The sequence below is a fragment of the Ochrobactrum soli genome (assembly GCF_003664555.1).
Classification (GTDB): Bacteria; Pseudomonadota; Alphaproteobacteria; order Rhizobiales; family Rhizobiaceae; genus Brucella; species Brucella teleogrylli.
The window spans coordinates 23967-47281 of the sequence record NZ_RCHH01000001.1; the positions used below are offsets into that span (position 1 = coordinate 23967).

A 23315-nucleotide genomic window follows, 5' to 3' on the forward strand; every position below is an offset into this window, starting at 1 on the left:
CCGCTCTCGGCAGTCAAACGGCCTTGCCTTTCTTTGCGAGGGACCCAGCGATAATCAGCTTTTGAATATCGCTGGTTCCCTCGTAGATGCGGCAGATCCGGGCATCGCGATAAATGCGTTCGACGGCGAAATCCTTGAGATAACCATAGCCGCCGTGCACCTGGATCGCTTCAGAGGCGACTTTTTCAGCAATCTCGGAGGCAAACAGTTTCGCCATGGCGGCTTCCGTCTTGCAGGGCTGACCTGCATCACGCAGCCTTGCGACATAATGCAGATAGCTGCGCGCCACTTCGATTTGCGTGTGCATTTCTGCCAGCCGGAAACCGACTGCCTGATGTTCGATGATGGCTTTGCCGAATGTCTGCCGTTCCAGCGCATAGGCATGGGCATGGTCGAAGGCCGCCTGCGCCAGCCCAAGCGACTGCGCCGCGATGCCAAGGCGTCCGAGTTCCAGCGTGCTCATCGCCAGAGCATAGCCGCCGCCGACTTCACCCAGCACATGGTCGTCGGCAACGAAGACATCGTCAAGCTGCACCTGACAGGTTTCCGAGGCCGCAAGGCCGAGCTTGTCTTCGATGCGAACGCAGACATAACCGGGCGCGGTCGGGGAGACCAGAAACGCGGTGATGCGGCGGCGCGGGTCATCGCTCTCGGTTGCCGCAAATATGATGGCGATATCGGCGGATTTGCCATTCGACATGAACTGTTTTGCGCCGGTGAGGCGAAAGCCGCCATCGACCCGGACCGCCTTGGTACGGATCGCAAAGGCATTGGACCCTGCTTCCGGTTCGGTCAGGCCAAAAGCACCGTTGAAGCGACCTTCCGCCAGCGGACGCAGATAAAGTTCCTTCTGCCGATCGCTCCCATGTACGCGCAAGGGAGTCGAAATGAGACCATTGTGCAGCGCCATCATCGCGCCGATGCTGCCATCGGCGGCGGCGATTTCTTCCAGCGCCAGAACATAGCTCAGATGGTCGGTTGCAACGCCGCCCCATTCCTCGGAAACCAGCATGCCGAGAAAACCCAGCTCTCCCAGTTCCTGCATTTCGGTGCGCGGAAAATAATGGTGCTCACGGTCGCGCATGGCTGCGGTTGGGGCCAGTTTTTCACGGGCGAAGCTGCGCGCACTGTCACGGATCATCCGTTGTTCGTCGGTCAGCAGGCAATCATGCGTCATGGTTGGGTTCCTTCAGAAGCTGCTGCGGTTGCAATGTCAGGCCGTGCAACACGCCGTCGCGCACGAGGCTTTCGATATCGTCGGCAGTAAGTTCCAGTTTTTCCTGCAATATGTCGGTGGCATGCGCGCCCAGTGCGGGTGGCGGTGTCGGGGCGGGGCAATCCATGCCGGAAAACTTGGCCGGCTGGCGCAGAACGCGCACCGGGCCGCTGGCGGACGTGACTTCCGGCAGGAGACCACGCGCGCGCACCTGTTCGCTGGCGGTTGCATCGGAGACAGAAAGCACCGGCGAGCAGGGCACGTCATGGGCCTGCAAGGCGTCGATCACCTGTTCGACACCCATTGCCGTGCTCCATGCTTCGATGATGGCCTTCAGCTCGGCATGGTTTTCGTTGCGTGCGGTTGCCGTGGCAAAGCGTTCGTCGGTCGCAAGCTGGGGTTCGCCCAAAGCTTCGGCCAGACCGGCAAATTGCTTCGAACTCAAAACGGCAATCGTCAGATAGCCGTCCGCTGCCGCAAAGACACCGAATGGCGCGCTCAAAGGATGGCGATTCCCGACCCGCTTCGGCGATTTGCTGCCATAAAGCTGCTGGGTCAGCGCCGCAGGCAGAAGATTGAACAGGCAATCATACATGGCGACATCGACAAACTGGCCCTTGCCGGTTCGTTCGCGGGCAAGAAGTGCGGCCAGCGCCGACCAGGACGCAAAAAGCCCGGCGGTCAGATCGGCAACGGATTCGCCGGTCATCATCGGCGGGCCATCCGGTTCGCCGGAAATATCCATGAAGCCGGTTACCGCCTGCACGACGAGATCATATGCAGGCAGATTGCCCATCGGGCTTTGCTGGCCGAAGCCGGAAATCGCCACATGGATGAGGCGCGGATTGTTTTTGGCAAGCTCGGCAAACCCGAGCCCCAGCCGGTCCATCACGCCGGGGCGAAAATTCTCCACGATGATATCGGTATTCTTTGCCAGTTGGCGGACAATATCCCGCCCGCGTTCCTTGCGCAGATCAATGGAGATGCTCTTCTTGTTGCGGTTCATCAGCAGGAACAGCCCACCGCCGTCGGTTGTGCCCGGCGTGATGTGCCGGTAATCGTCGCCTTCCGGACTTTCGATCTTGATGACTTCCGCGCCCAGATCGCCAAGCAAGGCCGTACAAAACGGCCCGGCCAGAACGCGCGTGAAATCCAAAACGCGAATCCCGTCGAGGCACGGCGCCCTTTCGTTGAACATGTTCGTATCCCCTTATTGTTTAATTTAAGGGGAGGCTAAACGCAGTTCAGTATCGGAAAAAGAATTGAAATCGAGCAGTCATTATAGGAAAATCCTCTAATGATATCGCTTCGTCAACTCCACTATTTCGTCACTTCCGCCGAGGCTGGCAGCGCAACGGGCGCTGCCGAAAAGCTCAATGTTTCGCAGCCCTCCATATCGGCGGCAATCCGCGATCTGGAACGTGATCTGGGGCAACCGCTTTTCGAGCGGCGGCAGGCTAGGGGGCTGGAGCTGACGCCTTTCGGCAGTCGCAAGCTGCAAGAGGCGCGGCTGCTTCTGGCTGGCGCGGAAGATTTTGCTCTATCGGGCAAGGGTGAGGGTGCGGCACGGTTGACGCTCGGTTATTTCAGCACGCTGGGGCCGGTCTGTGTTCCGGGCATATTGGGCCATTTGAAACAGGCGTTTCCCGATATGCGCGTGAAGCTGCGCGAGTTCGATCTGGAAGGCATGGCGCGGGCGCTGGAAAAAGGCATTGTCGATCTCGGCATTACCTATGATGTCGGTCTGCCGGAGACAGTCACATGGGAAACCATGCTGTCTTACGCACCGCATGCGGTCGTTCCGCCGGACAATCCATTGGCCGCGAAGCAGAGCGTGACGCTGGCGGAACTGGCGCGCTATCCGTTCATTCTTGTCGATCTGCCGCTCAGCCGCGAATTTCTGCTGGTGCCATTTTGGCAGCAGGGTCTGTCGCCGAATATCGTGCTGCGGACCACCTCGGTGGAGATGGTGCGCGGCATGGTGGCGAATGGTCTCGGCGTGTCGCTGCTTTTCACGCGGCCCGGCCACGATTTCAGCCATGATGGACGAAAAGTCGTGTGCCTGCCGATTGAGGATGAAACGCTGCGCCAGCGTCTGGTGCTGGCCTATCCGACCAGTGGTCCAACCACGCAAACGGGGAGGGAAGCGCTGCCCGCAATCCGCGACTGTTTTGCCGCACGGTCATTTCAGGCGGGGCCAGATACCCCCGATTGACAGTGACCGAACACCACCTTATCGCAAGGGAAAAGCCGGTGTGACCGGGCGGGGAAATTGGGGAGAATTTGCATGTCGTCGAATGTCCGGGATCGGCTGGAAACTATTCTGACGCGGCTTGAGGCCCGCCGCGATCATGAGCGTGTTTTCAGCAAGGTTTATGCGGAGCGGGCGCGGGCGGAAGCAGATGCCGCTGATGCACGGCTTGGAGCAGGGCAGGCCCTTGGTCCGCTGGATGGCCGCATTGTCTCGATCAAGGATCTCTTCGATGTCGCGGGCGAACCGACGCTGGCCGGGTCTGTGGTTCGGCGCACAGCCGCACCTGCGGTCCAGGATGCGACCATCGTGCAGCGGCTGCGCGAGGCGGGAGCGGTGATCGTCGGCAAGACGCATATGACTGAATTTGCTTTCACGCCAGTCGGTCTCAACCCGCATTATGGGGAGCCGGGCAATGCCGTCGATCCGACGCGCATTCCGGGTGGGTCGTCGTCGGGCGCAGCGGTCTCGGCAGCGGAAGGCACCAGCGAAATCGCCATCGGGTCGGATACGGGCGGTTCGGTGCGCATTCCCGCGGCGCTGAACGGCATTGTCGGTTTCAAGCCGACGGCGCGGCGCATTCCGTTGGATGGCGCTTTTCCGCTGGCGCCTTCGCTTGATTCCATTGGGCCGCTCACCAGGACGGTGGCGGATGCCATTTTGACCGATGCCGTGATGGCGGGCGAAACACCGATTCTGCCGGATGCGGTGCCGCTTTCCAGCCTGCGGATCGCCGTGCCGAGGGGCTATTTGCTGGACGCCATGGAGCCGGATGTGGCTGCGCATTTCGGGGCGTCGCTGGCGGTGCTTGAAAAGGCAGGCGTAAAGCTTGTCGATATCATGCTGGACGATTTGATCCAGCGCTGGCGAGAGGCAAGCAGCTCCGGGTCGATTGTCGGCATCGAGGCCAGCCGCATTCATGCCGACACTTGGCTGCGCGACCCCGACGCCAATGTCGATCTGCGGGTGAAGCGCCCGCTATCGGTGCGCCTGCACGTGCCGGATGAAACCTATCGCGCCATGGTGGAAACCCGAAATCAGCTGATCCGCGAGATGGATGAGCGGTTGAATGGCTTCGATGCATTCGCCACGCCCGCCACACCGATTGTCGCGCCGACGATTGCTTCGGTCAGTCACGACGAGGACGAATATGATCGTGTGGAAGGTCTGACGCTACGCGATACGCAGGTCGGCAATCAGTTCGATCTGTGCAGCATCACGCTGCCTATGCCGGACATGAAGCTGCCGACAGGCCTGATGCTGACCGCACGCGGCGACACCGACAAAAACCTGCTTGCAGCTGCTCTGTCGGTGGAAAAGGTACTAGGCTGAGAGCTTGGCCGCTTCCGCTTCACGGCGGATGCGGGCGACCATGGCGCGCAGACCGTTTGAGCGCTGTGGGGTCAGATGCTCGTCAAGGCCAAGCGTTTTCAGCACACTTTCCGGCTCGATGGCGAGAATTTCCGAGGCGCGTTTGCCGGAATAGAGCGCCAGAACGATGGCGACCAGACCACGCACGATATGCGCATCGGAATCGCCCAGAAATTCGATCACCGGATCTGCGCCGCTATGCGGCATGGTCTTGAGCCAGACCTGACTGACGCAGCCCTGAACCTTATGTTCTGCATCGCGCGCGTCATCTGGATAGGGCGACAGTTCCTTGCCGAGATCGATGACATAGCGATAGCGATCTTCCCAGTCGTCGAGAAATTCGAAGTCGGACATGATGCTATCGATTGTGGTCGTCATGATACTCGCCTGAAATGCCGTCTTTGGGGTGTTGTGCCGCTTATATAGTCATGAATGGTGGTAAGGTCACGGGAAAGATCAGTGTTTTGCAGGGATCGCGCCAGTCGTCCGGCGATCCAGTGCCCGCAAGGCTGCCGCACGAGAGGTCGGGATCGGGATATTGATCAAACCGCTTGTTTGAGGAGCGGCTTGCTCGGACAGGATTTCGGAGACTGTCGTTTCGGGTTTTTCAGCGACGGCTACGGGTTGCGGGTCAGCAGGCGTTTCGCTTTTGTTGCCGAAACGCTGGCTCAGATAATCGAGCATCTGGCCGCTGCCCTTGAGCAAACCGCTGCCCGCACTTGAAATCATCGACGTGCCATTCTCGCAGAAACTCGGATTGTTCATGCAGAGTTTGCCGATCTCAATCGCCGTTTTGCCATTGGCCAAAAGCTGATCCACGGTACTCGGCTCGCCACGCGTCTCAGCGATGGCAGCGGGCTTTTCGGCACTTTTGTTTTCCTGTTCCGCTGGGAAAAAGCGCGGCATTACAATGAATGCCAGCGACAGCCAGATAGCGGATTTGATGAGGAAACGGATCATGGCCTTGTTGCTGTTGCTCGCCTTCAGCTAATCGAACGATGTCGCCAATGTCCGATGAAATCGAAAAGATTCCGTAACCGCGCGATTCGCAATTCTGTGATGTGCGCAGTGGTAGGCGGAAGATTGTGCAATCTTCGCGCTTTCGTACAAGCAATCGCTACCCTCTGTTTACCATAGGTCGAAAAGCACGGCTCCCGCGATGCTTATCTGCATTCATGGGCCTCGTTTTATCGTTTCCTTAAAGCCTCACCTGCAATCTGAAGATCGCCGGGAATGTTCTTTTCCGAATGTTTCGGGCGGATGAGTATGTGTATGAGTTTGAGTGAGTAGCGCACGTTGAACGCCATTCTTTTGAAAGCAGCTAAGACCGTTCGCACTGGTGTGCAGACGCTCGGCCGTTTTTACGAACGTTTTTGCCGCCGCTGGGTGAACACGCCCGACGCGACGGCTATGCGTGTTGTCGGTTCGGTCGTTGTTGTGCCGCTGCTGCTTGTTGCTGCCGTTCTGGCTTCCGGTCTCGCATCCGGGCCGACTGAATTTGCCATTCTCGCCGCCAGCTTCGCCGGTATGGCGATGATTTTCTGCGCTCTCTCACTGATGGGATTGAGCGCCGCTCTCCTCGGAACATTGAATTTTGTCGCCTATGGCGCGGGACTTGCCGCCATTGGCATGGTCTCCAGTAGCGATGCCGCTCTGTGGCTGATGGCGGCTGCCTTGCCGCTGGAAATCTGGCTTGTCAGCCGCAAGCCTGCTGCCGCAATTGCTGGCGCTGTTGCAGCACTTGCCATTGTCGGCGCTTTTGCGATGACAAACGGCGGCGTGATTGCCGGTGGTTCGCTGGCCTCCGTCACAGTGCTGGTTCTTTATGCGGCAAGCCTTGTCGCGCGCAGCGTGGGTCTGGCCGTCAAGCCACAGAACAATGAAACCGCCATGCCGCAGGTTGCTATTGCCGAGGGCGACGTGCAGTTCGTACTGGATGCAGAAGGCGTCATCGCATCGGTCGGCGACAAGACCGCAAAGCTTCTCGGCATGCAGCCAAAAATGCTGGAAACGACCGCTCTGGTCGACCGCGTCCATGTTGCCGACCGCGTGCAATATCTCTCGCTTCTGGCCGATCTGCGTTCGGGGATTGCATCGAAACGTGTCGATATCCGTCTGCGCTCCATCGAAGCTGGAAGCCCGGTTTTCCGTGCCTATCGTCTGGAAGGGCTGACTGCCGCTGGCGTAATCACGCTGGTCGGTCGGTCGCTGGAAGGCGAACAAAAGCTTCTGGATGAAATCGCAACCTTGAAGGCGGAGCTGGAATCGGAGCGCGTCGGCAAGGGCCGTCTGCTCGCCTCGGTCAGCCACGAACTGCGCACGCCGCTCAATTCCATCATCGGTTTCTCCGACATGCTGTCGCATGGGGTGGGTGGTCAGCTCGCCAATGAAAAGCAGCGCGAATATGCGGGCCTGATCCATCAGTCGGGGCATTATCTGCTGGAGTTGGTGAATGCGGTTCTCGACAATTCGCGGCTGGAAACCGGCACTTACGGGATTGCGCCGCAGAACTTTGCCTTCCGCGACGTGGCCGAAATGTGCACCTCGGTCATGCTGCCGCAGGCGGAAAAGAAGGGCGTTGCCTTCTGCCATCGCGTCGGCAACGGCGTTGGCGAACTGATGGCCGACCGTCGCGCGGTGCAGCAGATCCTGCTCAATCTGGCGGCCAATGCCGTGAAGTTCACCGAGACCGGCGGTTGCGTCACCATTGACGCCGCCCGTGTGGTGGCTGACGGTCGCGCTATGCTGGAAATCAGCGTTTCGGACACCGGCATCGGTATCGAGCCGGAAGATTTGCAGCGCATCGGCATGCCTTTTGTGCGCGCCGATAACAGCTATACGCGCGCTCAGGAAGGAAGTGGCCTTGGACTATCCGTGGTCAAGGGCCTCGTGGAATTGCATCAGGGATCGATGAACCTCAAGAGCTGTCCCGGCGAAGGCACGGTTGTGACCGTCCGTCTTCCGGTGACAGGTCCGCAATATCTCGCGGGAGATGACGAACAACAGGAACTTGGCACGGTGATCGATATGCACCGTCACCAGGGAGAAAGGCGCAATGACTGGCAGAACGACGAAGACCGGGAGCAGAACCCAGAGCGGATCGCAGAACCGCTCCACACGCAGACCCGCAAAACAGCGTAGTCTGGGGACACGGCTCCTCCAATTCTTCTTCAACTCGGCCTCGGCACTGGCGATCGTTGCCGGTGACTTTGTCGTGCGCAATCCGGTTCTGACCGGCGGAGCGACGGCCTTTCTCGTGGTAATGAGTTTCGTGTCGGCCAATGCGCTCTGGTATCAGCCGGAGGCGCATAATGCCGTGTTCTTCCGTACGAGACCTGATTTCGTTTTCAAGCCGACGCCACGCGCCGTTCTGCCCGGCACCGCCGCCGCCAGTCAGCAGGAAACAAAGCCAGTAGAAACGGCAACGGCTGACCCGCAGGCAACGGGCAAGACGACCACGCAGGGCGTGAGCGATGCCGACCTTTCGGCAGATCGCATGCCGGTCACGGCCACCGACGATATGCTGCCTGCGCTCGCGCCGAATGCCGATCTGGAGATTGCCCGTCTGCAACAGCGTCTTTCCATGCTTGGCGTCTATAAAGGCCCGGTGGATGGCTTTACCGGCCCGCAGACCCGCGAGGCTGTGGATCGCTGGCGCGCCTTGCAGCAGAAACTGGGCGTGCAGCAGGCCAGCGTTCCGGCGCAGGTCGAAAGCCCGGCGCCTGCGCAACAGGATGAGGTCGCCAAGGCTATCGAAGTCGTGGCTGTGCCGACGCCGCGCCCGCAACTATCCGCACAACCGGCTGTGTTGAAAAGCGAGACGCCGGCCAAGCCGAAGCCTGATCTTGCCGCCTATCAAAAGCCGGTTCAGAAGAGCGAACCGGCTGGCGCACCGGCAGGTCCGGCGGGGAAAATCTCTTCGCAGGATATCATCCGCGTGCAGGCCGGGCTGAAGGCTTTCGGCAATGATATGGTGCCGGTCAATGGCCAGCCGGGCAAGGCGACGGAATCAGCCATTCGCGAGTTCCAGAAGCTGTTCGGCATGCGCCAGACAGGCGAAATCGATTCCACGCTCATTGCCAAGATGCGTGAAATCGGGCTCATCAGCTAGAAGCCTTTCCAGCAAAAGTGCGAAGCGGTTTTGCGTCGGATAATGCGAAAGAAAAGTAGTTACGCGGCCATGCGACTGACATCGGATTTCTGGGTTTCCGCATTGATCCGCCGAGTGCAGGGTGAGGGTGGCTTTGCCTATCTCGCCCGGCGCGGTTCGACGGAAGCAGGCGCGATATTCATCAAGGTCAGTTCGCGTTTCGGCACATGCGATCTTTATTCGCCTGCGCCGCAGACGTCCTATGAAGAAGACAATGATGGCGAGCGCAAGTTTCTGCGCATTCTCCACGATGCCGACGACATAGCGGCAGGCGACAGGATGCAGCGGGAAATCCGTTTTGATCCGGACCTGTGGCTGGTCGAACTGGAAGATGTGACCGACGCGTCTCTGTTCTTCACTATCGCGCAGGACGGCGAGACGTTCTGAACTTTACTTGGCGAACCTGCTATCCGCAGCCGGTCCATCGCTGTTGGCGGCCTCGGCCAGCGGTTCATCATCATGAGCCATTTCACGCAATTTACTGCGCAGCATGGCCGACATATCCTCGGCTTTCCAGCGGCGCACCAGCGCCATGGCTTTTTCCCGATCGATGGAACGGTAGATTTGCACGAATTCGCGCAGCCCGTCGCGATCGGTGTCGATGGTTCCCAGAACAGCGGTCATCACCAGAAAGCATTCGGCGGCGGGGAGGCCAAGCGCCTTCAAAGCAATCGGCAGATGCGACTCCGGCCATCTGCCGATGACGGCGTCAGCACGCTCGAACGACAGGTCGAGCGCATCGGCAAGCGCGTTGCGGAAAAACTGGCTGTCGATCAAAAGCGCCGTTTCGATCAGGCGGTCAGAGCCGATCAAGGTTCCCGCATTGAAGAAGGGCTGTTGCAGCGTGCGCGCGAGACGTTCCGAGCTGCCGCCGCTCATCAGCGGCGCTTTCGCTGCCGACAGATCGGGTATTTGCGGCTTTTCAAGCGGCTCGGCTTCGATATTCGCGAGATTGTCCTGCAGCGTCAGCGTGCGGTCGATCACCGGATCGGCGAAGCTGCGCAACACGCCTTGCAGCAGAATATCGCCGGACTGACGGCGGGCAATGGCGCGGGCATGGGCAAGCCCGTTCTGGCCGATGAGATCGATCAGGTCGCCCGGACGCAATAGCGGCGAACGCAGGAGAATGGGGGCCGAGATTTCCACCGGCTCGGCGGCAAGCGCGAGAATGATGCGGCGCGGGGCTTCTTCCAACTGGGCAAGGGCATTGGCTGCGTGACGCTTGCCGCGCGTGGTCGCGCACTGCAAAAGCGGCGTGACCAGATCTTCCAGCTGTTGCATGTCCTGACGACCGGGGCGCGTGATACCGGCGAACGCAGAAATCGCGGCCGCCAGAAGGTCGTCCGCTTTGCTCCCCGCTTTTGAATTCGACGGGCTCCGGTTGCCTGAAATTTCCTCCAGGGCGCGGAACTGATCATTTGTCACGCAGAATACTCCGGTAGGCATACACTCGCTGCCATCAAAGGTCCCCGCAATGGTCAGCACACCGGATAATAGGCATGAAGCCTTAGCAACTCATTAACCGTGCCGCAGAAGATCTGGATGCCTTTAGCTGCCCTCGAAGGGCGCGCACTGGGCGTCATCGAAGAAGCGTTGCACCTCTTTCTTCCAGGTCGCGTCGGGCATGAAAACACGCAACACGGCAGCCCCTTCGCCAATGTTCTGCTCGACGGCCAGAGATTGCGCATCAATCTGCGACCCGTCCGCCTTGAGGCTCGCCATGCCGACGGGATCGGCGATGATGAGATCAAGCTTGCGCTCATTGGAGACGTTATCGTTGATGCTGTAGAGATTGTCGCCATTCGGCGCATAGACCGACAAGGACCAGTAGGGGACAATGCCCGCCGTGGTCATATGAACCGGCCCGTCGGCCAGATCGAAACGGCAGGTCGCTTCCTTGACCAGCGGGTCGCTGTCGCCGACCGGGCCTTTGTTCTCGTCGAGAGCGAAGAAACGATAGGGCGTGGTGGCGCTTTCGATACGCGCCCACGCATTCGTGTCGGAATAGACCGGGACCAGCAACAGCACACAGATATGGACGATGGCTGCGCCGACGAGGCCGAGCAGGATGAGACGGATGATCCTACCCATGGCAGTCGTCCCCCGTGCGCACGAGTACAGGCATGACGAGATCGGACAGGCCCGACGAGCTTGCGGCGGGCGTGTCGTAAAGCGTCATGACGAGAATAAGGCCTCCACGGCCTTCCACCGGCAGCCAGTTGCCGGGGCGGGCATCGGGCCCAATGGTGATGGAAACACTGCCGTCGCTTTCATAGAGGACTTCTCTTGAATGAAGCGCTGCTTGCAGGCCGTCACGCGGCTTGATCGGAGTGAGGTTGGGCGTGGCCGGATAGATCGTCCAGAAACGGGCTGGCGGCGTGGCTCCGGTCAGGCGATAGGTGCAGCCGCGTTGCAAGTCGCGTCCGCTGCTGTCGCGGCGCGCAAAGAAGGGCAGCCCCTCTGCGGCGCCAAGCGCCAGATAGGCCTTGCGGGCGGCGCGGGCGCGCGAGTAGGGATCGGCATTCGCCGTCCCATCGTCGGGAAATGCGGTCCAGGCACCAACCTGCAATTCTCCAAAACCGTTGAAACGGTCGAGGATGAAATGGACGCTGAATATGCCCCCGCCGAGCGCAAGCGCCAGTACAAAAGCAGCTTTGAGAATGGTTTTAAGCATATATCCTCAAAGCACCGAAATCTTGGTCCGCTCGGCAATTTTCGGCAGAGGCGGTGCGGCCATGAAACGGTCGTGCAACTCCTTGAGAACCTTGGTTGCCATCGGAGAAAGAACCCGTGGCGGCGCTGCCATGGTTTCTTCCGGCTTGGCGTTGGCCACCTGTGGCGCAGGGTTTTTCGGCGGGGCGGGGAAAGGCGGCGTGACGCCGGGTATCGGCTTCAGTTCGACGTTTTGATGCGCATAGGACATCATGCGCTGCCATGCCATGGCAGGCAGAATGCCGCCGGTCAAATCCTTCATCGGCGTGAAATTGTCATTGCCGAACCAGACCGCCGCCGTGAAATTGCCGGTGAAGCCGACAAACCAGGCATCGCGATAGTTCTGCGTCGTGCCGGTCTTGCCGCCCACGCGGGTCATGGGCAGCGCGGCGCGACGGCCCGTCCCGCGCTCCGGCACCTGAACCAGCATCGAGTTCATCTCGAAAGCGGCCTTTTCAGACAGAGCGCGGTGCGGCTTTGGCGCATCGCGGGTGAAATCCCACAATACACGACCGTCCGAAGAAACGATCTGCGTGAAGGCGTGACGATTGCCCGCCATGCCACCATTCGGAAACACATTGAAGCCGGTGGCCTGATCCATCACCGTCATTTCGGATGTGCCAAGCACCATCGTCTTGTGCGAGGAGATCGGCGATTCCACACCCATCGCCTTGGTCAAGGCGACAATCGGTGCCGTGGTCAGATAATCCTTGGCGAGGCGCACCGGCACGCTGTTCAGCGAGCGCACGAGTGCCGTCGTCAGGTCGACCCGACCCGCGAAGCTGCGGCCATAATTGCGCGGCGACCAGTTGCCCCAGCTGACGGGCGCATCGGAGACGATGGTTTTGGGCGTCAGACCCTTTTCCATTGCTGCCGCATAGACATAAGGCTTGAAGGACGAGCCCGCCTGACGCAGCGCACGGGTAGCGCGGTTGAACTGGCTTTCGCCATAGTCGCGCCCGCCGACAAGCGCCCGCACCGAGCCGTCATTGGCGAGAACCACAGTTGCGGCCTCCGCAACATTATAGTCCTTGCCATATTGGCGCAGGTGATATTCGAGCGATTCCTCCGCTGCCCGCTGGATATTGCTGTCCAGCGTGGTGCGCACGATCAGCGTGTGCTGCGGCATCTGGCCTGCCACGCGCTTCACCTCATCGAAGGCCCAGTCGAGGAAATAGTCCGGGCTTTCATTCTTGGCGCGGTCGATGACACTCGCCGGATGACGGCGGGCGACGGCGACCTGACCTTCGCTCAGAAAACCGCTTTCCACCATATTGGACAAGACGACATTGGCGCGTGCGCGTGCAGCGGGCAGATTGACATGTGGCGCGAATTTGGCCGGTGCCTTGAACAGACCCGCCAGCATGGCGGCTTCCGCGAGCGAGACATCCTTGATGTTCTTGCCGAAATAGAATTCGGACGCGGCTGCAATACCGAATGTGCCGCCGCCCATATAGGCGCGGTCGAGATAGAGCTGAAGGATTTCCTTCTTGCTCAGATTGCTTTCCAGCCAGAGCGCCAGAAAGGCTTCCTTGATCTTGCGTTCCAGCGTTCGTTCGTTGGAGAGAAACAGGTTTTTTGCAAGCTGCTGGGTAATCGTCGAGCCGCCCTGCACAACGCCATTGGCGCGCATGTTCTGGCTGAGCGCACGGCTGAGGCCCCAGAAATCGATGCCATAATGGTCGAAGAAGCGCCGGTCTTCGGTGCCCAGTACCGCCTTGATGACATGATCCGGCAATTCATCGATGGGCACGGCCTGACGGTGGAGAATGCCGCGCTGGCCGATTTCATTGCCGTAACGGTCAAGGAAAGTGACGGCATAATCGTCCTGCGCGCGCCAGTCTTTCTTGGTTTCCTCAAAAGCGGGCAGCGCCAGCATCAAAAGCACGACAGAACCCGCGACGCCGAGCGTAAAACCCTCGTCCAGAACCTCGACGACAAAGCGCCGGAAACCGCGCACACGAAAACGGCGCGAAAAGATGGTTATGTTTTCCCACCATTCGCCGAGACGGAAATGCAGATTGTACAGGCCTGAATCAATCCAGGCGTCGAGTCCAATCAGGCGCGAAACCCGGAAGGGTTTCCGCTGCTTTTTTCCGGAATCTTTGTCTGCCGTATGACGCATAAACTCTGACTTCGGCACTAGAGAATTGGGAAATGCACTGAACTTGCTCTTTTATTATAGCAAACTAATAGGCCAGGAGCCTAGTGGGTGGAAGTTGACGATTGGTTGCCAAAGGAGGGAGGAGCAAATTTTTAATGGCAATCGTGAAAAAGCAGCAGAAACATAATGTTGCCCGCTATTTTATAATTCGGCGCTTTGAGCTGAGGGTGAAGCGGATGTTCCGGGCAGATGTTATTTTCAAGTATATGCTTAAATATGGAATTTGCAGCCCATATCATAAAACAGGAAAATATTCGTTAAATAGGAAAAAAGTCCTTGACTGCGTAACGGTGCTTTGGTAGTCATTCGGTACGGTCGAAGAAGTGTAACCGCAGTCGCTGACTGCGGGATTAACTTGTCGAACCAAACATGTTCATAACCCCGAAGGCGCTCGCGCTTCCGGGGTTTTTATGAGCACAGGTGCCGCAGTTGGATATCACGACAAGACAGGCGTGGCGGATTTTGCTTGGTGGTGGTTGGCATCTCTTTATCCCGCTTTACGTTTTTTGCTTCCGTGCCGCTGCAAGCCGCGCTGATGGCGCTTGGTTCGCATAATGCTGCGGGCGTACGGGAAAACGACGTTGCTGGGCATTCAGCAGGCGCATTAAGCGTACGGGTTTATGCACCGAGTAACGGTCTAAGAAACCCCGCACATGCTGCTCGGAATTCCCTGTGACAACAACTAGCTCAATTTCGAATAGACTGTCGGTCTTCGTTCCGGCGGACGGTGCTGCCTTGGATGGGCATAAAGCCAAGGCTTTCAGCGCTGCAGGGGTGCTTTCGGGCAGAATTCTCGCCTTCCTTACTACCTAACGTTATCGCAGAACTCCCAGCGCACGACCCGCCGCAGCCATTTGCGTGTGCCCTGTTCTCCTCGACGAGAAGAGGCGCGCGGTTGTCTATAAGCCTCACAACAAGATTGGAGGTCGTTATGAGCACCCTGAACGACACTTTTTTTGCGTCCGACATCGCCTGGCTGTGGTTCTCCAAGGTGGCAGGTTCAATTGCAGGCGCGATTATATCTCTTTTCTATATGCCGCCGCATGGCAGACGAGAGGCGGCGGCCCGCTTCGTGGTCGGCATTATCTGCGGCATAGTTTTCGGTGGCGCTGCAAGCGTCAAGATCACGAAAGCGTTAGCGCTTGAAGCGGTACTTGGACGAACGGAACTAATGCTCATAGGATCGACTTCGGCGAGCCTTGCCTCCTGGTCGGCTCTTGGGGTGTGTAAGCGTTTCAGCGAACGACTTAAAAATGCGGCCCTACCGGGCATTTTACCTTCTGCAAGGAGCTCCAATGGGGAAGCCGGATGTTCGAAGCCAAACGCTCATCGCTAAGGCTGGATGATGTGAGATCGACCGCGGCTTTTTTGGGCTACAAAACATTTCTGGCTTAGACGGCGAGGGGTGAGTGAGCGTGGCGCTTTCAGCTTAGCTCTGCGCTAACGCGCAATATGCACATTACGTTCTCGCAATCGCTCTCGCTCGACTAAAATCCGTTCTCACCTATTTGGCGGCACGGGCGGGTTGATGCCGACAACTCGCTTGGCGAAGACATTCCGCTCGGCGAGGAACGCGAACATTACGCAGTTGAGATTTGGCAAAATGGCGTTTCGGTTCGTAGCGAACAGGTCGCTGTACCGTCCTGGACCTATGCCAAGGTAATTCGCGCCGCCGACGTCGACGCGGATGCGTTCCAGTCGGTGTAGCGATGGTCAGCACGAAATCGACGCTGGTGATACGGCTATACTCAATCTGGCGGCTGGCCTATAATTTCTGGAGAAACGACGTGACGGACTACAAATCCTAGTATTTTCCCCGCACGGTCAGGTCCCGATAATTAAGGGGCTGGCGGGCGCTATCGGGATTGCGGACGGCATCTAGATCCCGAAGCACTAACAGATGTTTTACTGCAACTGGCGGCTGCAATCGCTGGAATTGTTACGATTTTTGGCGGTATCAGGGCAACATCGCGCATTTCATAATTTCACAAAGCGTGATAGCTAAGGGAAAATATTCTTTAAGATCTATAGCGGGAACAGGCTGTTCATGCATCGTTCAGCTGTCGCGCGCTATACAAGGCGGCATGATGAAAAAGAACTCTGCACTCAAAGTTTTCGCGCTTCTCGCGGTGAGTTTTGGCTTGTTGCCCGTCGGCGGCATTGCCGATGCTGGCGCCATGCCGATTGCTGCGCCGCAGACCTCCAATCTTCTGATCGCCGCTGCCAGCGACTGCGCCGCCGTGGGCGAACAGGTTGCGGCCAAACAGGGCGGACAGCTCGCCAAGGCCACCCCTTCCACCCAGAACGGTGCGCCGGTTTGCGTTGTCGTCGTGCTGGTCCCCGGTCGCGACGGTGAACGTCCGCGTCGCGTCGAAGTGGCTGTGCCCAATCGATAAAATTCCCGGCATGGGTTTTAGAGCCGGTTTGCGTTGTAAGAAGCAGACCGGCTTTTGCGTTGCATCTGATCCTTTGAAGGGAGACAGCCCGCTTGCGTATCCTGATTGTTGAGGACGACAAGGACCTGAACCGGCAACTTTCCGATGCGATGGTTGCCGCCGGTTATGTGGTCGATAGCGCCTATGACGGCGAAGAAGGTCATTTTCTGGGCGATACGGAACCCTATGATGCAGTGATTCTCGATATCGGACTGCCGCGTATTGACGGCATCAGCGTCGTGGAACGCTGGCGTCGGAACGGCCGTGCCATGCCTGTGCTCATGCTGACCGCCCGTGATCGCTGGAGCGACAAGGTTGCCGGTATCGATGCCGGTGCGGATGATTATGTCGCCAAGCCTTTTCATATCGAGGAAGTTTTGGCGCGGCTTCGTGCGCTCATTCGTCGTGCTGCCGGTCATGCCTCGTCGGAAATCGTCTGCGGTCCATTGCATCTCGACACCAAGACCTCCAAGGCCAGTGTTGACGGCGTGTCGCTGAAGCTGACCTCGCATGAATACCGGCTTTTGTCCTATCTCATGCATCATATGGACGAAGTGGTTTCCCGCACGGAACTGGTGGAGCATCTCTACGATCAGGATTTCGATCGCGATTCCAATACGATTGAAGTCTTCGTCGGACGCCTGCGCAAGAAGATGGGTGTCGATCTGATCGAGACCGTGCGCGGCATGGGTTATCGTATGCGCTCCGATACCGGAGCTGAACCGAAGGGGAACGACAACTGAAGCGTTTTCGCGTCATCCCATCGCTTCGCTCTCTCGCCGTTCGCGTCGTCACATTGTCGACGTTGTGGGTGATTGCCGCGCTGGTGGTGGTCGCGACCCTCATCGGCTCGCTTTATAGCGATGCCGCCCGCAGCAATTTCGAACGGCTTCTGACAGCACATCTATTCAGCCTTGTTGGCGCTGTCAGTGTATCGACGGAAGGCGTGCTTCAAGGACGTCCCGAACTGGGTGAACTGCGCTATTCAAGCCCGCTTTCCGGCTGGTACTGGTCGGTGGACCCGCTCGCACCCAATGTTAGCGGCAAGCTGGAATCGCCCTCGCTGATTGGGCGCATTGTCCCGGAAATGCCGATCACGCAGGCGCCTTTCGACAGTTCCTTCATGCGCAGCTATTCTTTGCCGGGACTCAATGGCGAAGAGCTTTTCATCGTCGAAACGGAAGTCGTGCTGGATAATGCGGGCCGGGTGGCCCGCTTCCGCGTGATGGGCAATCTCAGCGAAGTCATGAACGAGATTTCCGATTTCAGGACGAAGCTTGCCGCCTATCTTGCGGTGTTCGGTATCGGCAGCATCCTCATCAATGCAGCCATCATCCTGTTCGGCCTGCGCCCGCTCGACAAGGTGCGTCAGGCACTCACCGATATTCGCGAGGGGCGTTCATCCAAGCTCGATGCCTCACTGCCGATGGAAATTGCGCCGCTTGCCCGCGAAATGAATGCGTTGATCGAAAACAACCGCCGAATCGTCGAGCGGTCGAGAACGCAGGTCGGCAACCTCGCTCATTCGCTCAAGACGCCGCTGTCCGTGCTGGTCAATGAAGGCCGCGCCATCGGCGGCGATCAGGGCCGCGTCGTGCAGGAGCAGAGCGAGGCCATGCAGGTGCAGATCCAGCATTATCTGCAACGTGCGCGCATAGCGGCGCAACGGGACAGTGTGGTTTTCCGCACCTCTGTCGCGCCGGTGATGGAGCGCATGCAACGGGTGACCGCCAAGCTTAACCCTGCACTGCATGTCAGCTTGCGCAATGATCTCCCGCACGCGATCTTCGCCGGTGAAAAGGAAGACCTTGAGGAAATCATCGGCAACCTGCTTGAAAATGCCGGAAAATGGGCAAGCCGTCGGGTGAATATCACCGTTGGGGCAGCAATGGGCGGGCAACGGCAGTTTGAAATCGTAATCGAGGATGACGGGCCGGGACTTGAGGACGACAAGATCGAGGCCGCATTGAAACGCGGCAGCCGCGTGGACGAAACCAAGCCGGGCACAGGTCTGGGGCTTGCCATCGTGCAGGATACCGTTCGTGAATATGGCGGCCAGTTGCATCTCGACCGCAGCCCGCTCGGGGGCCTGCGTGTTCGCAGTGTGTTGCCGCTTGCCGAAGATTAAGGTTGTCTTTTAGGCTGAAACGGCGTCTTTGCTTTTTAGCATTTCCGTATGCAAAACAGGCTCACATTTTTGCGGGAAATGCTCTAAGAAATTGAAATTACAAGATCGCATGATGCGATAATATGCAAGCTCATTGGTTCATGAGGGCCGGTTTGTTATGATGATGGAATTGAGGTTTTCTTCTCCGGTTCTGGTCGTTCCGACCATGGTTGCGCTGTCGCTGGCCTTGGCGGCATGTGGCACATCGGGTGGTGGCAGAGGGCTGACATCGCTTGGCGGATCGTCGTCATCTGCAAAGCCGGAATCGAGCCTGCTCGCATCGCTGGGCAACGGCCTGCTTGGCAATGCGGCAAACCAGCTGAGCGCGGGCGACCGCAAAAAAGCGCTGGAAGCCGAATATCGTGCGCTTGAATATTCGCCAGCCGGCAAAGCCGTTTCCTGGAGCGGCGGTTCGAACTCCGGTGATGTCACTGCGGCACAGCCTTATCAGGTCGGCTCGCAGAATTGCCGCCAATATTCGCACACCTTCGATATTGGCGGTTCGCAGCAGACCGTGCGCGGCACCGCCTGCCGCAACACGGACGGCAGCTGGACGCCGCTGACCTGATCAACTCACGGGCGGCCTTTGCGGCGAATTGCCCTAGGCGGCCAGTTGTGGCAGGTAGAGGTTGGTTTTTCCCATGCCTACGCTTAAGTCGTAGCCATGGGATTTTGGTTGATTGCAGCATTATTGACGTTAGCAGCCACTTTGGCTGTCTTGTTGCCTCTAACGCGGCGCAAGCAGGCTTTTTTGCCTGCCGAAAAGAACGACCTTGAAGTTTATCGCGATCAACTGCGCGAGGTCGAATCCGATGCCGCGCGCGGCATGATCGACCCGCAAAGCGCCGAACAGGCGCGAATTGAAATTTCCCGTCGCATTCTGAGTGCTGAAAAGGTAAGTCAGGACGCTGTGAGCGCAGCGCAGGCCACAAAGTCGGGCCGCGTTCTGGCCTTGGTTGCCGTGCTGGCGGTCCCATTGATCGCCTGGGGCGTCTATCCGCTTTTTGGCAAGCCGGACGTGCCATCCATGCCGCTTGCGGACCGTCTCTCCGATAATCCTGATCGCGGTTCCGTTGATGAACTGATCGCGCGGGCCGAAGCGCATCTGGCGAAAAATCCCGACGATGCGCGCGGCTGGGATGTGCTGGCGCCGATTTATATGCGTCTTGGCCGTCCAGCGGATGCGGTGAATGCCTATCGTTCTTCCATGCGCATTGACGGCGAAAATTTCCCGCGCTTGCTGGGTCTGGCCGAAGGGCTTGCCGCAGTTTCCGGCGGCACGATCACCGCCGAGGCAGAAACGTTTCTGAACAAAGCTGTCGCGCTCGATCCGAACGATCCGCGTCCGCAATTCTATCTTGCGCAAGGCGAGATGCAGGACGGTCGCCCCGATGCCGCCGCCGCCCGTCTCAAGACCCTTCTGGACAAGGCGCCAGCTGATGCCCCCTGGCGTGGTCAGGTCGAACAGGCCATTGCGCGGCTAAGCAATCCTTCGGCCAACCAGCCGACAGAGCAAAAAGGCCCGTCATCCGACGATATCGAAGCGGCTTCGTCCCTGTCGGCGGAAGACCGTCAGACGATGATCGAGGGCATGGTTCAACGTCTTGATGAAAGTCTTCGCCAGAATAGCGGGGATGTCGAAGGCTGGAAGCGTCTCGTGCGCTCCTATATGATCCTGCATCGCCGCGATGCGGCGCTTGATGCCCTGAACCGGGGCATGACCGCCCTTGCGGAAGAACAGCGGACCGAACTTCGCAGTTTTGCATCCGGCTTGGGTCTAGAGGCACAGAAATGAGCGCGACCGCAGAAGAAAACGCACGCAAGCCGAAACCTGCTGGCAGTCTTGCCCGGACAATCGGCCAGAGAAAACGCAAGCGCCTGATGTTGATCGGCGGTGCGCTGGCGGTTCTGGCCGTGGCGGTTGGCTTGATGCTGATGGCCTTCAATCAGGACATCCGTTTCTTTCGCACGCCCGCTGATCTGACGGAACAGGAGTTGACGTCCGGTTCTCGTTTTCGTCTGGGTGGTCTGGTCGAGGAAGGCTCGGTCAGCCGAGAAGGCAGCGAGCTGCGCTTCACCGTCACCGATACGATCAAGACCGTGAAAGTGGTGTTCGAAGGCATTCCGCCCGACCTGTTCCGTGAAGGGCAGGGTGTGGTGGCCGAAGGACGTTTCGGACAAGATGGCGTGTTTCGCGCCGACAATGTGCTTGCCAAGCATGACGAGAACTATGTTCCCAAGGATCTTGCCGATAGCCTGAAGGCCAAAGGCGTGTGGGAAGGTAAATAATTATGCCGGGAGACTGCCTATGAGTGTCGAGATCGGCCATTTTGCTCTGGTGCTGGCGCTGGCTCTGTCGATCGTTCAGTCGGTCGTGCCGGTGATCGGCGCCCGCCGACGCGACACGCAGCTCATGTCGGTGGCCGTGCCAACGGCGCTTGCGGTTTTTGCGCTTGTCGTCCTGTCCTCAGCGGTGCTGGTCCATGCCTATGTCGTGTCCGATTTCTCGGTCCTGAACGTTGTCGAAAACTCGCATTCGCAAAAGCCGCTTCTCTATAAGATCACCGGCGTCTGGGGGAACCATGAAGGCTCCATGCTGTTGTGGGTGTTCATCCTGACGCTTTTCAGCGCGCTGGTCGCGGCATTTTCCGGCAATCTGCCTGAAACATTGCGTGCTAATGTGCTGGCCGTGCAGGGCTGGATCGCTGTGGCTTTTCTGGCCTTCATCATCTTCACGTCGAACCCGTTCACGCGCATCCTTCCGGCCCCGATGGAAGGCGGCGATCTCAATCCGATCTTGCAGGATATCGGCCTCGCCATTCATCCGCCGCTACTTTATCTCGGCTATGTCGGTTTTTCCGTCTGCTTCTCCTTTGCTGTCGCCGCCCTTCTGGAAGGTCGTCTTGATGCAGCCTGGGCGCGCTGGGTGCGGCCATGGACGCTGGTGGCATGGGTGTTCCTGACCGGCGGCATCGCAATGGGTTCCTACTGGGCCTATTACGAGCTCGGCTGGGGCGGCTGGTGGTTCTGGGACCCGGTCGAAAACGCATCCTTCATGCCATGGCTGGTCGGCACCGCCTTGCTGCATTCCGCGCTGGTCATGGAAAAGCGCTCGGCGCTGAAAATCTGGACGGTCCTGCTGGCGATCCTGACCTTCTCGCTATCGCTGCTCGGAACCTTCCTCGTGCGTTCCGGCGTGCTGACCTCGGTGCATAGTTTCGCGACCGATCCGGGGCGCGGGCTTTTCATTCTGGCCATTCTCGCCATTTTTATCGGCGGTTCCCTGTCGCTGTTCGCGCTTCGCGTCCAGAGCCTCACCGCTGGCGGCATTTTCCATCCGATTTCGCGGGAAGGGGCGCTGGTCTTCAACAACCTGTTCCTGACCACGGCCGCTGCGACCGTTCTGATCGGTACGCTTTACCCGCTGCTGCTGGAAGTCATGACGGGCGAGAAGATTTCCGTCGGCGCGCCGTTCTTCAACATGACCTTCGGTCCGCTAATGATCCCGCTTCTGTTTGCGGTGCCGTTTGGGCCGCTTCTCGCCTGGAAACGCGGCGACCTTTACGGCGTGGCCCAGCGACTGATGACGGCTTTCGCCCTGGCGCTGGTTGTGGCCGGTATCGTGCTTTGGACCACTTCGGCCAAATCGCTGCTTGCGGCTTGCGGCGTCGGTCTCGCCGCCTGGCTGATTTTCGGTAGCCTTACCGATCTGGTACAGAAAGCCGGTATCGGCAAGGTTTCGGCAACGAAGGCCTGGGCGCGTTTCAAGGGGCTGCCGCGCTCCGTTTTCGGAACGGCGCTGGCGCATATCGGTCTTGGCGTGACGCTGCTCGGTATCGTGAGCGTGACGACCTTCGGCACCGAAAACGTGCTCATCATGCGTGCGGGCGATACGGTCAAGGTTCAGGACTACACGTTGCGTTTTGACGGGTTGCGGCCTTTGACGGGTCCGAATTTTACGGAAAATCGCGGTACGTTCACTTTGCTCGATTCCAGTGCGCGCGATCTTGGCCGGATAGAGCCATCCAAGCGCTTCTTCCCGGCACGCCAGATGCCGACGACCGAATCGGGCATTCGCACGCTCTGGTTCAGTCAGGTCTATGTGGCACTGGGCGATGAGCCGGGCGACGGTTCGGTGGTCGTTCGTATCTGGTGGAAACCGCAGGTCACGCTCATTTGGTATGGCGCATTGGTTATGATGCTGGGCGGCCTGTTTTCGCTGGCCGACCGCCGCTTGCGCGTCGGCGCACCTGCCTCCAAGCGAAAGACCTCGTCGCAGGAAGCGGAGGCCGCAGCATGAAGATGCGCAACCTCTTTGCCACGTGTGCCCTTGCCGTTGCTCTGGCCATTCAGGGAACGGCGGCACTCGCCGTCAACCCGGATGAAGTTCTGCCCGACCCGGCGCTTGAAAAGCGCGCCCGCACCATATCCGGCGAGTTGCGCTGCTTGGTGTGCCAGAACGAATCCATCGATGATTCGAATGCCGAGCTTGCCCGCGATCTGCGCCTTCTCGTCCGTGACCGCCTGAAAGCAGGTGATACGGACGATCAGGTGAAGGATTTTGTGGTTGCCCGTTATGGTGAGTTCGTGCTGTTGAAGCCGCGCCTGTCGGCCCGCACGGTTCTGCTCTGGGGATTTCCGGTCATGGTGCTTCTGATCGGCGCGGTGGCGCTCGTCTTCGCGTTTCGGGGGCGACGCAGGCTTGGCGAAGCGGCGCAGCCGCTTTCCGAAAGCGAAAAAGCTGAGCTTTCCCGACTTCTGAATAATAAATAATCCTCTATATTTATGAGCAAGTTTCTACCTTGCGCGCGCTCAACCTTACGAAACTTTCATGTTGCGGAAATTGAGC

Annotated in this window: 22 protein-coding genes and 1 pseudogene; 15 read left to right on the top strand and 8 right to left on the bottom strand. The window is 58.8% G+C overall.

What is annotated here, in order from left to right; translation table 11 throughout:
* Nucleotides 1-13 precede the first annotated feature (13 nt).
* Together D8666_RS00125 and D8666_RS00130 are read right to left on the bottom strand one after the other, a co-directional pair.
* Nucleotides 14-1177 (bottom strand): acyl-CoA dehydrogenase family protein, encoded by a 1164-nt coding sequence (locus D8666_RS00125; RefSeq protein WP_121535477.1) that lies wholly within the window; start codon nucleotides 1175-1177, stop codon nucleotides 14-16.
* The gene (locus D8666_RS00130; protein ID WP_121535480.1) at nucleotides 1167-2414 is read right to left on the bottom strand and encodes a CaiB/BaiF CoA transferase family protein; all 1248 of its coding nucleotides are present in this window, start codon (nucleotides 2412-2414) and stop codon (nucleotides 1167-1169) included. Before D8666_RS00130 ends, D8666_RS00125 begins: the two co-directional genes overlap by 11 nt.
* Nucleotides 2415-2513: 99 nt before the next feature.
* Here D8666_RS00130 and D8666_RS00135 point away from each other — a divergent pair, with 99 nt between their 5' ends.
* Complete coding sequence (locus D8666_RS00135; RefSeq protein WP_121535483.1) at nucleotides 2514-3431, top strand: LysR family transcriptional regulator; 918 nt, start codon at nucleotides 2514-2516, stop codon at nucleotides 3429-3431.
* 72 nt (nucleotides 3432-3503) lie between these two features.
* Nucleotides 3504-4799 (top strand): amidase, encoded by a 1296-nt coding sequence (locus D8666_RS00140; protein ID WP_121535486.1) that lies wholly within the window; start codon nucleotides 3504-3506, stop codon nucleotides 4797-4799.
* On the opposite strand, the gene D8666_RS00145 is transcribed toward D8666_RS00140, so the two are convergent.
* Both D8666_RS00145 and D8666_RS00150 read right to left on the bottom strand, forming a co-directional pair.
* Entirely contained in the window at nucleotides 4791-5216 is a 426-nt protein-coding gene (locus tag D8666_RS00145; protein ID WP_078340179.1) for a SufE family protein, read from the bottom strand. The genes D8666_RS00140 and D8666_RS00145 overlap by 9 nt on opposite strands.
* A 78-nt stretch (nucleotides 5217-5294) precedes the next feature.
* The gene (locus tag D8666_RS00150; RefSeq protein ID WP_121535489.1) at nucleotides 5295-5798 is read right to left on the bottom strand and encodes a hypothetical protein; all 504 of its coding nucleotides are present in this window, start codon (nucleotides 5796-5798) and stop codon (nucleotides 5295-5297) included.
* A gap of 336 nt (nucleotides 5799-6134) precedes the next feature.
* Here D8666_RS00150 and D8666_RS00155 point away from each other — a divergent pair, with 336 nt between their 5' ends.
* From D8666_RS00155 to D8666_RS00165, 3 genes are all read left to right on the top strand, one after another.
* Complete coding sequence (locus D8666_RS00155; RefSeq protein WP_121535492.1) at nucleotides 6135-7979, top strand: sensor histidine kinase; 1845 nt, start codon at nucleotides 6135-6137, stop codon at nucleotides 7977-7979.
* Nucleotides 7894-8949, top strand: coding sequence for a peptidoglycan-binding domain-containing protein (locus D8666_RS00160; RefSeq protein WP_121535495.1), 1056 nt, complete (start codon nucleotides 7894-7896; stop codon nucleotides 8947-8949). The genes D8666_RS00155 and D8666_RS00160 overlap by 86 nt, the downstream gene beginning before the upstream one ends.
* A 69-nt stretch (nucleotides 8950-9018) precedes the next feature.
* Nucleotides 9019-9375: a DUF1491 family protein gene (locus D8666_RS00165; protein WP_121535498.1), complete on the top strand. Its 357-nt coding sequence runs from the start codon at nucleotides 9019-9021 to the stop codon at nucleotides 9373-9375.
* A gap of 3 nt (nucleotides 9376-9378) precedes the next feature.
* Here the strand turns inward: D8666_RS00165 and D8666_RS00170 are convergent, their stop codons facing one another.
* The 4 genes from D8666_RS00170 to D8666_RS00185 all read right to left on the bottom strand — a co-directional run bounded on the left by D8666_RS00170 (nucleotide 9379) and on the right by D8666_RS00185 (nucleotide 13825).
* A complete protein-coding gene (locus D8666_RS00170; RefSeq protein WP_121535501.1) occupies nucleotides 9379-10413 on the bottom strand; it encodes a DUF2336 domain-containing protein in 1035 nt (344 codons plus the stop codon).
* A 123-nt stretch (nucleotides 10414-10536) separates the two neighbouring features.
* Nucleotides 10537-11079: a DUF1254 domain-containing protein gene (locus D8666_RS00175; protein WP_121535504.1), complete on the bottom strand. Its 543-nt coding sequence runs from the start codon at nucleotides 11077-11079 to the stop codon at nucleotides 10537-10539.
* Nucleotides 11072-11662 (bottom strand): DUF1214 domain-containing protein, encoded by a 591-nt coding sequence (locus D8666_RS00180; RefSeq protein ID WP_121535507.1) that lies wholly within the window; start codon nucleotides 11660-11662, stop codon nucleotides 11072-11074. Before D8666_RS00180 ends, D8666_RS00175 begins: the two co-directional genes overlap by 8 nt.
* Before the next feature lie 6 nt (nucleotides 11663-11668).
* Nucleotides 11669-13825 (bottom strand): penicillin-binding protein 1A, encoded by a 2157-nt coding sequence (locus D8666_RS00185; RefSeq protein WP_109368600.1) that lies wholly within the window; start codon nucleotides 13823-13825, stop codon nucleotides 11669-11671.
* 970 nt (nucleotides 13826-14795) lie between these two features.
* On the opposite strand from D8666_RS00185, the gene D8666_RS00195 reads away from it, so the two are divergent.
* The 10 genes and pseudogenes from D8666_RS00195 (at nucleotide 14796) to D8666_RS00240 (ending at nucleotide 23239) form a co-directional block, all read left to right on the top strand.
* Entirely contained in the window at nucleotides 14796-15200 is a 405-nt protein-coding gene (locus tag D8666_RS00195) for a DUF6107 family protein (protein WP_109368602.1), read from the top strand.
* A gap of 465 nt (nucleotides 15201-15665) precedes the next feature.
* Nucleotides 15666-15847, top strand: a pseudogene (locus D8666_RS24625) (hypothetical protein).
* Between the two features lie 104 nt (nucleotides 15848-15951).
* The gene (locus tag D8666_RS00205) at nucleotides 15952-16260 is read left to right on the top strand and encodes a hypothetical protein (protein ID WP_109368603.1); all 309 of its coding nucleotides are present in this window, start codon (nucleotides 15952-15954) and stop codon (nucleotides 16258-16260) included.
* 92 nt (nucleotides 16261-16352) lie between these two features.
* Nucleotides 16353-17042 carry a response regulator transcription factor gene (locus D8666_RS00210; protein WP_109368604.1) on the top strand — a complete coding sequence of 230 codons (690 nt, stop codon included), beginning with the start codon at nucleotides 16353-16355 and terminating at the stop codon, nucleotides 17040-17042.
* Nucleotides 17043-17095: 53 nt separating this feature from the next.
* The gene (locus D8666_RS00215; RefSeq protein WP_235858863.1) at nucleotides 17096-18427 is read left to right on the top strand and encodes an ATP-binding protein; all 1332 of its coding nucleotides are present in this window, start codon (nucleotides 17096-17098) and stop codon (nucleotides 18425-18427) included.
* A gap of 157 nt (nucleotides 18428-18584) precedes the next feature.
* Entirely contained in the window at nucleotides 18585-19034 is a 450-nt protein-coding gene (locus tag D8666_RS00220) for an RT0821/Lpp0805 family surface protein (RefSeq protein WP_121535510.1), read from the top strand.
* 96 nt (nucleotides 19035-19130) lie between these two features.
* Nucleotides 19131-20261 (top strand): c-type cytochrome biogenesis protein CcmI, encoded by a 1131-nt coding sequence (ccmI, locus tag D8666_RS00225; RefSeq protein ID WP_121535513.1) that lies wholly within the window; start codon nucleotides 19131-19133, stop codon nucleotides 20259-20261.
* The gene (gene ccmE, locus D8666_RS00230) at nucleotides 20258-20755 is read left to right on the top strand and encodes a cytochrome c maturation protein CcmE (protein ID WP_109368608.1); all 498 of its coding nucleotides are present in this window, start codon (nucleotides 20258-20260) and stop codon (nucleotides 20753-20755) included. Before ccmI ends, ccmE begins: the two co-directional genes overlap by 4 nt.
* A gap of 19 nt (nucleotides 20756-20774) precedes the next feature.
* Nucleotides 20775-22766 carry a heme lyase CcmF/NrfE family subunit gene (locus D8666_RS00235; protein WP_121535515.1) on the top strand — a complete coding sequence of 664 codons (1992 nt, stop codon included), beginning with the start codon at nucleotides 20775-20777 and terminating at the stop codon, nucleotides 22764-22766.
* Nucleotides 22763-23239: a cytochrome c-type biogenesis protein gene (locus D8666_RS00240; RefSeq protein WP_121535518.1), complete on the top strand. Its 477-nt coding sequence runs from the start codon at nucleotides 22763-22765 to the stop codon at nucleotides 23237-23239. The genes D8666_RS00235 and D8666_RS00240 overlap by 4 nt, the downstream gene beginning before the upstream one ends.
* Nucleotides 23240-23315: the final 76 nt, after the last annotated feature.